At 72.7% G+C, this 12,910-nt stretch carries 10 protein-coding genes and 1 pseudogene; 5 read left to right on the plus strand and 6 right to left on the minus strand.

The features are described from left to right. Positions 1-229 precede the first annotated feature (229 nt). On the minus strand, positions 230-1,039 hold the full coding sequence (locus ACWDS7_RS40310) for a methyltransferase domain-containing protein (RefSeq protein ID WP_451933562.1): 810 nt from the start codon (positions 1,037-1,039) through the stop codon (positions 230-232). 79 nt (positions 1,040-1,118) lie between these two features. Here ACWDS7_RS40310 and ACWDS7_RS40315 point away from each other — a divergent pair, with 79 nt between their 5' ends. Then, positions 1,119-1,862 (plus strand): hypothetical protein, encoded by a 744-nt coding sequence (locus ACWDS7_RS40315; RefSeq protein ID WP_451933563.1) that lies wholly within the window; start codon positions 1,119-1,121, stop codon positions 1,860-1,862. A gap of 313 nt (positions 1,863-2,175) precedes the next feature. Here ACWDS7_RS40315 and ACWDS7_RS40320 read toward each other — a convergent pair whose 3' ends face one another. The 5 genes from ACWDS7_RS40320 to ACWDS7_RS40340 form a co-directional block, all read right to left on the minus strand. Next, positions 2,176-3,711 (minus strand): aldehyde dehydrogenase family protein, encoded by a 1,536-nt coding sequence (locus ACWDS7_RS40320; RefSeq protein ID WP_451933564.1) that lies wholly within the window; start codon positions 3,709-3,711, stop codon positions 2,176-2,178. 55 nt (positions 3,712-3,766) lie between these two features. Further along, a complete protein-coding gene (locus ACWDS7_RS40325) occupies positions 3,767-4,198 on the minus strand; it encodes a cupin domain-containing protein (protein ID WP_451933565.1) in 432 nt (143 codons plus the stop codon). 21 nt (positions 4,199-4,219) lie between these two features. Then, on the minus strand, positions 4,220-5,029 hold the full coding sequence (locus tag ACWDS7_RS40330) for a carbohydrate ABC transporter permease (protein ID WP_306868037.1): 810 nt from the start codon (positions 5,027-5,029) through the stop codon (positions 4,220-4,222). Continuing rightward, positions 5,026-5,859: a carbohydrate ABC transporter permease gene (locus ACWDS7_RS40335; protein WP_451933566.1), complete on the minus strand. Its 834-nt coding sequence runs from the start codon at positions 5,857-5,859 to the stop codon at positions 5,026-5,028. The genes ACWDS7_RS40330 and ACWDS7_RS40335 overlap by 4 nt, the downstream gene beginning before the upstream one ends. A 98-nt stretch (positions 5,860-5,957) precedes the next feature. After that, a complete protein-coding gene (locus tag ACWDS7_RS40340) occupies positions 5,958-7,271 on the minus strand; it encodes an ABC transporter substrate-binding protein (protein WP_451933567.1) in 1,314 nt (437 codons plus the stop codon). Positions 7,272-7,403: 132 nt separating this feature from the next. Between ACWDS7_RS40340 and ACWDS7_RS40345 the strand changes: the two genes are divergently transcribed. The 4 genes and pseudogenes from ACWDS7_RS40345 to ACWDS7_RS40360 form a co-directional block, all read left to right on the plus strand. Next, positions 7,404-8,771 carry an SWIM zinc finger family protein gene (locus tag ACWDS7_RS40345; RefSeq protein WP_451933568.1) on the plus strand — a complete coding sequence of 456 codons (1,368 nt, stop codon included), beginning with the start codon at positions 7,404-7,406 and terminating at the stop codon, positions 8,769-8,771. Further along, on the plus strand, positions 8,768-10,177 hold the full coding sequence (locus ACWDS7_RS40350; protein ID WP_451933569.1) for a DUF5691 domain-containing protein: 1,410 nt from the start codon (positions 8,768-8,770) through the stop codon (positions 10,175-10,177). The genes ACWDS7_RS40345 and ACWDS7_RS40350 overlap by 4 nt, the downstream gene beginning before the upstream one ends. Next, positions 10,174-11,241 carry an ATP-binding protein gene (locus ACWDS7_RS40355; RefSeq protein ID WP_451933570.1) on the plus strand — a complete coding sequence of 356 codons (1,068 nt, stop codon included), beginning with the start codon at positions 10,174-10,176 and terminating at the stop codon, positions 11,239-11,241. The genes ACWDS7_RS40350 and ACWDS7_RS40355 overlap by 4 nt, the downstream gene beginning before the upstream one ends. Positions 11,242-11,355: 114 nt before the next feature. Continuing rightward, positions 11,356-12,819, plus strand: a pseudogene (locus tag ACWDS7_RS40360) (DUF5682 family protein); the annotation flags it as partial. Positions 12,820-12,910: the final 91 nt, after the last annotated feature.

Here is a 12,910-nt window from a genome sequence, read left to right on the forward strand (position 1 = left end):
AACGGCGCCTGGGCCACCGCCGAGGCCGACATCTCCGCCTTCGCCGGACAGAGCGTCCGCATCCTCATCGAAGCCGCCGACGCCTCCACCGCCTCCCTGGTCGAGGCCGGAATCGACGACGTCAAGATCACCCAGCAGCCCTGACACCTCAGCGGGCGCCCCGGCCTCGCCCGGGGCGCCCCGACGGCCCTGCCGGCACGGTGAACGGCCAGGGGGCCGACGCCGGGGGTCAGGCCCGGCAGATCAGCTCGCCGTGGAGCAGGGACAGCCAGCCGTCCGGCTCCGCGGCCCACTCCCGCCAGCCGTCGGAGATGCGGCGCAGGTCGTCCTCGGTGGCCGCGCCCGCCTCCAGCGCCTGGCGGGCCATGTCGGACTTCAGGATCCGCTCGGCCCACATGCCGCCCCACCAGGCACGGTCCTCCGGCGTCGCGAAGCACCAGGTCGAAGAGGTGGCGGAGACGTCGGCGAAGCCGGCCGCGCGGGCCCATGACAGCAGCCGCCGCCCCGCGTCGGGCTCGCCGCCGTTGGCCCGGGCGATCCGCTGGTAGAGGGCCATCCACTCCTCCAGCGCGGGCAGCCGGGGGAACCAGGCGAAGGCGGCGTAGTCGCTGTCGCGGACGGCGACGATCCCGCCGGGCCTGCAGACCCGCCGCATCTCCCGCAGCGCCTGGACGGGGTCGCCGACATGCTGCAGCACCTGGTGGGCGTGGACGACGTCGAAGGTGTCGTCGGGGAACTCCAGCGCGTGCACGTCGGCGACGAAGAACTCGATGTTGGACTGCCCGCGCCGCTCCGCCTCCGCGCGGGCCAGGGCGAGCGCCTCCTCGGTGACCTCGACCGCGGTGGCCACTCCTGGTGCGATCCGCCCGGCCAGCTCCGCGGTGATGGTGCCGGGGCCGCAGCCGACGTCCAGCAGCGACGTTCCCGGCCGCAGGTGCGGCAGGAGGTAGGCCGCCGAGTTCTCCACGGTCCGCCACCGGTGGGACCGGAGCACGGACTCGTGATGTCCGTGGGTGTATACGGCGTCCTTGGCGGCCATGGCGGATCACTCCTTCGGTCGGATGGGCCAACCGTAGCAGCGGTCTCACATATCAAGAGAGAACGTCTCACTTCATGAGATGAAGGTTGTCGTGAAGGGGCAGTGGATCCGCACCCCCGCGCCGCTTGCCGACATCCGGAACCGCGCTCACACTCAGGCCGGTATCGGTGTCACGATGGGGGTGATCCTCGTGCGCGAGGAGTTCAGCACTCGCGAGATCTGGCCACTGGAATGCCTGCACTGCCGGCACGTCTGGCGGGAGGAATACCTCGTCCGCCGCCTGACCGACGGGCACGGTCACGACGTCGTGGTCTGGACGCGCTCCGGGGTCCTGGTCCAGCCGCCCTGGTCGGGGGTGAGGTGCCCCGGCTGCGGCGACAGCAGCGTGAAGGCCTTCCCCGTGGGAGACCGCTCGCACCGCGCCGCAGCGCCGGGCGTCCCCGCGCCGGACCCGGCCGCGGGCTCCACCCCCGCGCCGCTCCCCGCGTCCGGCGGGGTCTCCGCGCCTCCGGGCGCCTCCGCCCCGGTGCCGGACCCCGCGCTGCCGGAGGCTTCCGCGCCTCCGGGCGTCTCCGTCCCGGCGCCGGTCCCCGCCCCCGCGCCGGCCCTGGTCCCCGTGCCCGTACGGGCTTCCGTGCGTGCGGAGAAGACCCGTGCGCGCGTGACGAGGGTCCGTGCACGCGTGACGAGGGTCCGCGTGCGCGTCCGGGGCCCGGCGTCCGGGCGCCGCAGGCCGCCCGTCCTGCGCTACGCCCTCGCCGGGATCGCGGTCCTGCTCCTGGTGGGCTTCGAACTCGTCGAACGCGTCGTCATGCACCACTGAGCCCGCCGGGCCGCCGGATCCGTGAGAGGCCGCGCCGCAGCACGCGGCCCCTCACGCGTCCGGCAGGGCCTGACGGCCTTCCCGGCGGGTGGCGGCCTCGCGCGGGCCGTGCCGATCCTCCTCGGGCACGGTGCGCGGGCCGGCGGACGGGGTGACGGACCGGGATCCGCGCGGCCGGTGTCCCGGCCGCGAGAAGACCGGCTCCGGCCATGACGGCCGCGCCACCCGTGTGATCACACGGGTGGTCGCGGCACCCTCTCCAAGGAGAGGCATGCCGCGATCACGATGGGGAGAACCCCCCGGTATGGCAAAGTCAGAGCCGGAAGTCCAGGTCTGGGATGATCTCGGCCACATCCATCTGGGCCTTCTGGAGCCTGCCGGAGTAGTCCCAGTTCATCGCCTGCCAGCGGGTGAACTGGTCGAGCACCCACATCCCCGACTGGCGGCTGCCGTTGCCGGACTTGCCGTTGCCGCCGAAGGGCAGGTGGGCCTCCGCTCCGGAGGTGGAGTTGTTGACGCTGACCATGCCCGCGCCGATGCCCGCGCGGAACCGGAAGGCCGACTTGGGGTCGGTGGTGTAGATGGAGGAGGAGAGCCCGTAACCCGGCCGGTTGGCCAGCTCGACGGCCTCCTCCAGCGTCGAGAAGGCGGTCACGCCCACGATGGGGCCGAAGGTCTCCTCCAGGAACAGCCGGTCGTCGGGGCGCACGCCGTCCACGACCACGGGGTGGTAGTAGAGCCCCCCGTCGCCGGAGAAGTCTCCACGCGGGTTGTCACCGGTGATCCGGCCCGTCGGCCCGGAGACGACCGTGTGGTGCGGCTGGATCCAGCCCAGATACTCCTCGTAGCGGGAGGCGAACTTGTGGTCGAGCAGCGGCCCGCACAGCACGTCTCCCGCGGGGTCGCCGATCGTCGCGGCCGCCACGGCGCGCGTGTAGCGGTCGAGGAACTCGGCGTGGACGCTCTCGTGCACGATCACCGTGCCGAGCGAGGTGCAGCGCTGCCCCGCCGTGCCGAACCCGGCGAACAGCGCGCCCTCCACCGCCAGGTCCAGGTCGGCGTCGGGCATGATCACCATCGGGTTCTTGCCGCCGAGCTCCAGGCAGGGCGACTGCAGGTGCCGTCCGCACAGCTCGCCGATCCTGCGGCCGACCTCGGTCGAGCCGGTGAAGCCGACCTTGTGCACCGTGCCCTCGGCCAGCGCCGCCTCCAGGCCCTCGGAGGTCGCGGGGCCGTCGGCGAGCACGAGGTTCAGCACGCCCTCGGGCAGCCCGGCCGCGGCGAAAAGCCGGTAGAGCGCGTGCGCCGAGGCCGCGGCGTACTCGGCGGGCTTCCAGACGACCGCGTTGCCGGCCAGCAGGGCCGGGACGAGATACCAGGACGGCACCGCGACCGGGAAGTTGCCCGCCGTGATCACCGCGGCCACCCCGACCGGGACCCGGAAGGTGAACAGGTTCTTGTCCGGCATCTCCGAGGGCACCGTCTGCCCGTAGAGGCGCCGCCCCTCGCCGAGGAAGAAGTCGCACGTGTCGACGATCTCCCGGACCTCGCCCAGCGCCTCGGCGTAGGGCTTGCCGATCTCACGGGTGACCAGGCGGGCCAGCGGCTCGGCGTTGGCCTCGACCAGCCGCCCGATCGAGGCGATCACCCGCCCCCGGACGGGAGCGGGCACGCCGGCCCACTCGCGCTGGGCCTCGGCGGCCGTACGGCAGGCGGAGGAGAAGGTCTCCGCGTCGGCCAGCCGGACCCGCGCGACCACCTCGTCCACGCGGGCCGGGTTGATCGAGTCGTAGGCCGTGCCGTTGGCGGTCTGCTTTCCCCCGATTACGGAGACGATCTCGTGGATCACCGTTGACCTCCTCGTATGTCGTGTAACCGCATTCTCTCCGCAGACGGGGACGCCGTCACACCATGCGGAAGTCGGCGAAGTCGAAGCCGGGGGAGACGACGCAGCTCACGAGCACGCCCTCGGTCCCGGCCGGGCGGGCGGCCTGCCAGGTCCCGGCGGGCACCAGGGCCTGCGGGAGCTGTCCCTGCTCGACCAGGGGGCCGAGGGTCACCGTGCTCGACGGCTGGCCCTCGTGGCCGCCGAGGACCAGGGTCAGCGGACCGCCCCGGTGCCAGAGCCACACCTCGTCGGAGCGGACCACGTGCGGGCGCGACTCCTCGCCCGGCTCCAGCAGGAAGTAGATCCCGGTGGCCGTGGCCCTCGTCCCGTCGTATCCGGGCGGGGCGAGGTCGACGGAGGTCTTCCAGGTCTCCCGGTACCAGCCCCCCTCGGGGTGCGGCAGCAGGTCGAGGGTCTCGGCGAGCGGTGGGCGGGAAGGTGTCGTCATTGCACCGATACTAGAGAGGGATCACCCCTTGAGCGCTCCGCCGAGCAGGCCGGAGACGAACTGCCGCTGGAACAGCAGGAAGATCAGCGTCAGCGGGAGCGTGGCGAGGAAGGCGCCCAGCATCAGCCCCGCGTAGTCCACGTGGGACAGGCCGATCAGATGGTTCAGCGCCACCGGGACGGTGAAGCGCTCCTCGGAGTTGAGCATCAGCAGGGGCCAGATGAACGCGTTCCACTGGCCCATGAAGGTGAAGATGACCAACGCGCCGAGTTGGGGCCGTACGCACGGCAGCACGATCCGGTAGAAGATCCGCAGGTCGCCCGCGCCGTCCAGGCGGCCGCTCTCCAGCAACTCGTCGGGGAAGTCCATGAAGGCCTGACGCATCAGGAAGATGCCAAAGGAGTTGGCCAGGAACGGCACGATGATCGCCTGGTAGGTGTCCACCCAGCCGATGCTCGCCATCATCTGGAACAGCGGGACCAGCAGCACCTGGAACGGGATCATCATGGTCGCCAGCACCACGCCGAGCAGCGCTCCCCGCCCCCTGAACCGGTACTTCGCCAGGCCGTACCCGCACATCGCCGAGACCAGCGCGCTGAGCACCGTGTAGACGACCGCCGTCCAGACACTGGTGACCATGACCCGGGAGAAGTGGATCGTCTCCTCAAGGTCGGCGAGGTTGGCCATCAGCTCGCCGCCGGGCAGGAACGGCGGGGGAGAGGCGAACAGCTCGCCGCCGTCGTGGGTGGCCGCCACGATCATCCAGTAGAACGGGATCACGCTGACGACCGCGCCCGCCGCCGCCGCCAGCCACACCAGGGCCCGCTTCACGACCGCTCCCTTCCGAAGTAGCGGAACTGCAGGTAGGACAGGCCGCCGATGAGCGCCACCACGACCCAGGCGATGGCCGCCGCGTAGCCGAAGTCGAACTGGCGGAAACCCACCTGGTAGAGGTAGAGGATCGGGGTGAGCGTGGCGTCGCCGGGGCCGCCGCCGGTCAGCACCATCGGCTCGTCGAACAGCTGCAGCGTGCCGATCGTCGAGGTGATCGAGCAGAACAGCACCACGGGGCGCAACTGCGGCAGGATCACCCGCCGGAACGTGGTCAGCGATCCGGCGCCGTCGATCGCCGCCGCCTCGTACTGCTCGCGGCCGACGGCCTGCAGTCCGGCCAGCAGGATGACCGCGTTGTAGCCCGCCCAGCGCCAGGTGATCGACGCGATCAGCGCGACCCGGGCCCAGAACGGATCGTTGAGCCAGTCCACCTGCACGCCCAGGACCTGGTTGACCGCGCCGCCCTCGGTCCTGAGCAGCACGCGGAAGACCACGGCGTAGGCGACCAGGGTCGTCACCGCGGGCAGGAAGTAGGCGGCCCGGAGCGTGGCCCGGAAGCGGAGCCACGACTGGTTGAGCACGTAGGCCAGCACCAGGGCCAGGCCGATCATGACGGGGACCTGGACGATGAGGATCAGCGCGACGTTGACGAGTGACTGCAGGAACGACGGGTCGGCCAGCAGGCGCGCGTACTGACCGGCGCCGGCCCACTCGACGGTTCCGCCGTCCGTCGTCTGCAGGCTCTGCACGAACGACGCGGCCAGCGGATAGGCGAAGAAGATCAGGAACAGCGCCGCCGCCGGCCCCGCGAAGAACCACGGGATCATCCGGCTCCGCCGGGCCGCCAGGGGCGTCGCCGGGTGAGCCGCCGGGTCTGCCGTACGGTCTGCCGCGATGCCTGTCGTGGGGGATGTCACCGGAGGTGTCACTGCGTGAGGGGCCGCTTGGTCGCGGACGCGATCCGCGTGGCGGCCTCGTCGAGCGCGGCCTTGGGGTCGTCGCCGTCCAGCAGCGAACCGGAGACGGCCTTCTTCAGTATCTCCCGGGCCTGGGAGTCGTCCCCGGTCAGCTCGATCGGCGGGATGTTCCGGACCTCGTCGGCGAACAGGCGGTTGACCCGCTGCCCGCCGAAGTACGGCTGCGCCTCGTCGAACAGCGGATCGGTCAGTGCGGGCAGGTAGGCGGGGAACAGGGCCTCGTTCCTCATCATGGCGACCTGGTTGTCCTTGCTCGCGAGCAGCCACTGGACGAACGCCCAGGCCGCTTCCTGGTTCTTCGTCTGCGAGGTGACGGCCAGCGCCGAGCCGCCGTTGGCGGAGGTGCGGACGCCGTTGGCGTCGAAGGCGGGCAGCGGGACGACCCCGAACTTGCCCGACAGCTCGGGCATCTCCCCGGTCAGCGTCCCGCTCCACCAGGCGGCGGTCGGCTGGGTGGCGGTCTTGCCCTGCTTGGTCGCGGTGACCCGGCCGTCCCAGCCCTTTTCGTTCTGCAGCAGGTCCTTGTCCTTGAGGGTCTTGAGCAGGGTGAGCGCCCTGACCGCCGCGGGGCTGTTCACCGCGACCTTGCCGTCCTTGAAGTAGCCCTGACCGAGCTGCTGGAGCAGGGTCGTGAACATGTCGGGGGTCGTGAGGTCGGCGACGAACAGGCGTTTCCCGGTGACATGCTTGATCTTCTCGCCTGCCTTGATCGCGTCGTCCCAGGTGACGATGGAGTCGGGGTCGACTCCCGCCTGCTTGAAGTAGTCGCGTCGGTAGAACAGGCCCACCGGCGCGGAGTCCCACGGCAATGCGAACAGGCCCTTGCCCGAGGTGGCCGCGGCCCACTTGGCCTGGTCGAAGTCGGCCTTGTACTTGCTCGCGACGCCGCTCAGATCCACCAGGCCGTTGGGGAAGTTCTCGACGTACCCGGAAATGCGGTCGTCCTCCAGGGTGATCACGTCCGGCAGCCCGGAACCCGACTTGAGGCCGACCGTGATCTTGTCGTAGGCGTTGTCGTAGCCGATGTCCACCACCTGGACCTTCACCCCGGGGTGGGTCTTCTCGAACTCGGGGGCCATACGCTGCAGCGCCTTCGCCGCGACATCCCAGGACCAGACCTTGATCTCTCCGGAGAGCGTGCCGCCCGAGCTCTGCGAGATCTTCGGCGCGTCCTTCGCGGGGAGGCCCCCGGTGGCGCAACCGCCCATCGTGAGCCCGCCGACGATCACGACTCCGGCGATGACGTGGATCCTCTTCACCATGGTGCTCCTCGATGAACAGTGCTATATCACGTGGTGAATACTGAGTTTTGAATACAGTAGACGCATTACTGGGTTATGTGCCAGACCGATTTCCCACGGCTTTTGTCGGAGGGGTTGGCTAGCGTTCCGACCGTGATCGAACGATGGAACCGGGATCAGGTGCTCGCGCTCGCGCCCGACGCCCCATCCCAGAAAGCGGCCCAGGGGGTCTCCTCCCCCGGCAAGTGGTCGGGAATCGGGGTCACGGCGGACGCGCTGTGGGGCGAGTGCAAAGGCAGCGGTTCCAAGCCCTACCGGGCGTGCGTGGACCTGTCCGAGCCCGCCTACCGGTGCAACTGCCCGAGCCGGAAGTTCCCCTGCAAACACGCGCTCGGCCTGCTGCTGCTCTGGTCGGCCGACGGCGTCCCGGCCGCCGACGAGCCCGCCAACTGGGTGGCCGAGTGGCTCGACCAGCGGCGTGACCGCGCCGCGAAGGCGGCCACCCGCGCGGCGACGGCGGCGGCGGATCCGGCGGAGTCCGGCCCGCCGGGCGGCGGCCGCCGGGCCGAGCAGCGCGAGCAGCGTGTGGCGGCCGGCCTGTCGGAGCTGGAGCGTTGGCTCGCCGACCAGATCAGGCAGGGCATCGCCGGATCCCGGCGGCACGACCACTGGGACGGCCTCGCCAAACGTCTGATCGACGCGCAGGCCCCGGCCGTCGCCGGCAGCGTCTCCCGCCTGAACGCCGTCCTGGCGACCGAGGACTGGCCCGCCCGGCTGCTGGGCGAATACGCCCTCCTGCACCTGCTGTCGGTGGCCCACCGCCGCCTCCCCGAGATGGTGCGGGCCTCCGGCGACGGCGCGGGCGCCCCGGAGCGGGCCGGGGCGCCGCACCCGGCGGCCGCCGGGCTGCTGCAGCGGGTCCGCGAGCGGGTCGGTTTCCCGGTCACCAAGGAGGAGGTGCTCGCGGGGGAGACGGTCAGGGACGTATGGGACGTGCTCGGCCGCCGCGACGAGGAGCAGGACCGGCTGATCGCGCGCCGGGTCTGGCTCCGCGGCAGGGCCACGGGCCGGCCGGCGCTCGTGCTCTCCTTCGCCCCGGTCGGTCAGGCCCTCGACGCCTCGCTCGTCACCGGCACGGCACTCGACGCCGACCTGGCGTTCTATCCGGGTCCGTCACCGCTGCGGGCCCTGGTCGCCGCCCGCCACGACGCCGCACCCGCCGGCCCCGCGCCCGGATCCACCCCTGAGCGGGCGCTGGAGGAGGTGGCCCGGGCGCTGGCGGGAGACCCCTGGGTGGACTCCTGGCCCGTCGTCCTCGACGGGGTGATCCCGGCCAGGGGCTCCTCCTGGCAGCTGGCCGGCCCCTCCGGGGGACTGGCGCTGCACCCGTCGGCCGGCACCCCGTGGCGGCTGCTCGCGGCCTCCGGCGGCCACCCGCTGACCGTCGCCGCCGAATGGACCCCCAGGGGGCTGCGGCCCCTCACGACCTGGGACGAGAAGGGCAGGGTGATCGTCCTGTGAACGCCTCGGCCGAGTGGGAGGACCTCGTCTCCACCGCGCTCGTCGGCACCGACCGCCGTCCCCTCCCGGGTGGCGCGCCGGGCGAGGTGGAGCTCCTCGAACGCGCCGCCGTGCACACGCTGCGGATGCGGGCCGGTCACCGGCTGGAGGAGGGCGAGCCGCTGAGCGTCGCGCCGCCCGAGGAGCAGCCCGCGCTCTCGCCCGCGGCCGCCGACCGGCTCGCCCGGATCCTCGGCGGCGAGCGGCCGAGGCTGCTGACCGAATGGCTGGAGACCGCGGCCGGGCACGGCTACCGGATCTCGCCGCACCTGCTGCCCGAGCTCCTCGACCAGGGGGCCAGAGACCGGTCGATCCGCCCGCACCTCGGCGTCCTCGCCGGAAACCGGGGCCGCTGGCTGGCCGGGCTCAACCCCGAGTGGGGCTTCCTGCTGGAGGAGGTCACCTCGGCCGCCGTGACCGGGGCCGACGGCGCCCGGGAGGTCTGGGAGCTGGGGACCTCCGGCGACCGCCGCGCCCACCTGGCCGCGCTGCGGGCGGCGGACCCGGCGGAGGCCAGGGAGCTGCTCGCGGCGACGTGGGAGAAGGAGACCCCCGACGACCGGGCGGCGTTCCTGGAGGTCCTCGCCGAGCGGCTCTCTCCCGACGACGAGCCGTTCCTGGAGTCCGCCCTCGACGACCGCCGCCGCGAGGTCCGCCACCAGGCCGCCGACCTGCTCACCCGCCTGCCCGGCTCCCGCCTGGGCCTGCGGATGGCCGAGCGGGGCGCCCGCTACCTCTCCGTCCAGGACGGGACGATCCAGGTCACCCCGCCCGCCGCCTGCGACGGCGCGATGGAGCGCGACGGGATCCGGGCCAAGCCGCCCCGGGGCACGGGCGAGCGGAGCTGGTGGCTCCAGCAGGCCGTGGCGCGCACCCCGCTCGCCGTCTGGCCCCGTCTGCTCGGCCGCCCGCCGGCCGAGCTGGTCCGCATGAAGATCGTCGACTGGGGCCGGGAGGTCATGGCGGGGTGGGTCAGGGCCACCGTGCTCCAGGGCGACCCCGAATGGGCCAGGGAGCTGTTCGCCTGGGACCCGCTCGCCGACCTGCTGGCCGCGCTGCCCCCCGCCGAGCAGGAGCGCGTCGCGGCCGACTTCGTCCGCCGGCACGGCCTGGACGGCCAGCTCATCATGGTCCTCGGCGGCGCCTCGGCCCCCTGGGGGCCCGGCCTGGCCAAGGCCGTGCTGCAGAAGATCCTCGAGGTCTCCGGCACCCAGCCGTGGAACCTCGGCGAGCTGACCAAGCTCGCCGGTGAGCGCATCGACCCCGCCCTGTACGGCGTGGCCGAACGCCTCTCGCCCGAACCGCCCATCCAGGAGGTCGCCGCCCTCCTGCGTTTCCGTGACGACATGTTGAAGGAGCTTGTGTGACAACGGTTCTGCGGGCCCACGCCGAAGACCAGTACGCCGAGGAGCTGGCGATCCTGGCGAAGGACGACGACCGGGTCCGGCCGCCGGGCTGGAAGCTGTCCCCCTGGGCGGTGACCCGCTACATCCTGGGCGACGGTGATCAGATCACCCCGAAATACATCGGGCCCCGCCGCATCGTGGAGGTGGCGGTGGCGACCCTCGCCACCGACCGCGCGCTGCTGCTGCTCGGGGTGCCCGGCACCGCCAAGACCTGGCTGTCGGAGCATCTGGCGGCCGCGGTCAGCGGCGACTCCACCCTGCTCGTGCAGGGCACCGCGGGCACCGCCGAGGAGGCCATCCGCTACGGCTGGAACTACGCGCGGCTGCTGGCCGAGGGCCCGTCCCGGGAGGCGCTCACGCCCAGCCCGGTGATGCGCGCGATGACCGAGGGGCGCATCGCCCGGGTGGAGGAGCTGACCCGCATGCCCTCCGACGTCCAGGACGCGCTGATCACCGTGCTGTCGGAGAAGACGCTGCCGATCCCCGAGCTCAACGAGGAGGTCCAGGCCACGCGCGGGTTCAACGTCATCGCCACCGCCAACGACCGCGACCGGGGGGTCAACGACCTGTCCAGCGCCCTGCGCCGCAGGTTCAACACCGTCGTGCTGCCGGTCCCGGCCACCGCCGAGGAGGAGGTGGACATCGTCTCCCGCCGCGTCGGCCAGCTGGGCCGCTCCCTGGAGCTGCCCCGGACCACGACCGGCCTGGAGGAGATCCGCCGCGTCGTCACGGTCTTCCGCGAGCTGCGCACCGGCGTCACCGAGGACGGCCGCACCAAGGTCAAGTCCCCCAGCGGCACCCTCAGCACCGCCGAGGCCATCTCCGTCCTCACCAACGGCATCGCGCTGGCGGCCCACTTCGGCGACGGCGTCCTCCGCCCCTCCGACGTGGCCGCCGGGATCGTCGGCGCCGTGGTCCAGGACCCGGTCTCCGACCAGGTCGTCTGGCGGGAATACCTCGAGACCGTCGTCCGCGAGCGCCAGGACTGGCGCGACTTCTACCGGGCCTGCCGTGACGCGGGCTGAGGCGTGGAGCGCCGGGGCGGGGCCGTCCCGTCCCGCGGCGTCCGCACCACGTGGCGCCCGCCGCGGCCCGTCACCGGCCGGACCGGCCGGCCCCCCGGCGATCGGAGGCCGCCCGTGAGCGTCTCCGTGCTGGGCATCCGGCACCACGGGCCGGGTTCGGCGCGGTCCCTGAGAGACGAGCTGGAGCGGCTCAGGCCGGACATCGTGCTCATCGAGGGCCCGCCGGAGGCGGACGGGCTGGTCGAGCTGGCCAAGGACCCCGGTCTCGAACCCCCGGTGGCGCTGCTGGCCCACGTGCCGGGAGAGCCGTCCAAGGCCGCCTTCTGGCCGTTCGCGGTCTTCTCCCCGGAGTGGCAGGCGATCCGTCACGCGGTGGAGGCGGGCGTCCCGGTCCGCTTCTGCGACCTGCCCGCCGCCCACAGCCTCGCCTCCCGCCCGGAGGACGAGCCGGGAGAGGGGCGGGCACCGGACACGGCACCCGAGGACGCGGGGCCGGAGGACGGCCGGCCGGCGGACCGGCAGAAACCGGCCGGGCACGCGCCGGGGACGGAGCCGTCCGAGGGGGAGGGGCCGCAGGCCGGGATGCCGGCCGTACGGGCCGACCCGATCGGGGCGCTCGCCCGCGCCGCCGGATACGACGATCCGGAGCGCTGGTGGGAGGACGTGGTCGAGCACCGGGGTGACACGCCGTTCCGGGTGATCGCCGAGGCCATGGCGGCGGTCCGCGACGGGCACGTCGCCGACGCGTACGGATCCCGGCGCGAGGCCTTCATGCGGCGCACGATCCGCAGGGCGGTCAAGGACGGGTTCGAGCGGATCGCCGTCGTCTGCGGCGCCTGGCACGTGCCCGCGCTGGCCGGGACGGCGGAGGAGGGCGCCGGCTGGGGCGCGGGGCTGCCCACGGTGAAGGCCGACGACGAGCTGCTGCGGGGGCTGCCCAAGGTCAAGGCCGAGATGACCTGGGTGCCGTGGACCTACGGGCGGCTGGCCGCCTGGAGCGGATACGGCGCGGGAGTGACCTCACCGGGCTGGTACCACCACCTGTTCGCCTCCGCCGACCGTCCGGTGGAGCGGTGGCTGACCGCCGCCGCCGGGGTGCTGCGCGAGGAGGACCTGCCGGTCTCCTCCGCCCACGTCATCGAGGCGGTACGGCTCACGCAGAGCCTGGCCGTGCTCCGGGGACGGCCGCTGGCGGGGCTGGCGGAGGTCACCGAGGCGGTCCGGGCCGTCCTGTGCGAGGGCGACGACCTGCCGGTGGAGCTGATCCAGCGGCGCATGGTCGTGGGGGAGCGGCTCGGCCACGTCCCCGACGCGACCCCGATGGTCCCCCTCCAGCGCCACCTCCGCGAGGAGCAGCGCCGGCTGCGGCTCAAGCCCGAGGCCCTGGACCGTGAGCACGACCTCGACCTGCGCAGGCCCCTCGACCTGGAGCGCAGCAGGCTGCTGCACCGGCTGCGCCTGCTCGGCGTCGACTGGGGCACGCCCCAGGAGAGCCGGAGCAAGGGCACCTTCCGCGAGTCGTGGACGCTCGCCTGGCGCCCCGAGTTCGACATCGACCTGATCGAGGCGGGCGCCTGGGTTGACTTAGCGCCAGGCCGTGCGTAGCTTCTCCCATATGGGCATCTATCTGACCCGGTGTGCACATGTCGACTTCTGTCGAGTGTCCAGC

This window comes from Streptosporangium sp. NPDC003464 (assembly GCF_053588315.1).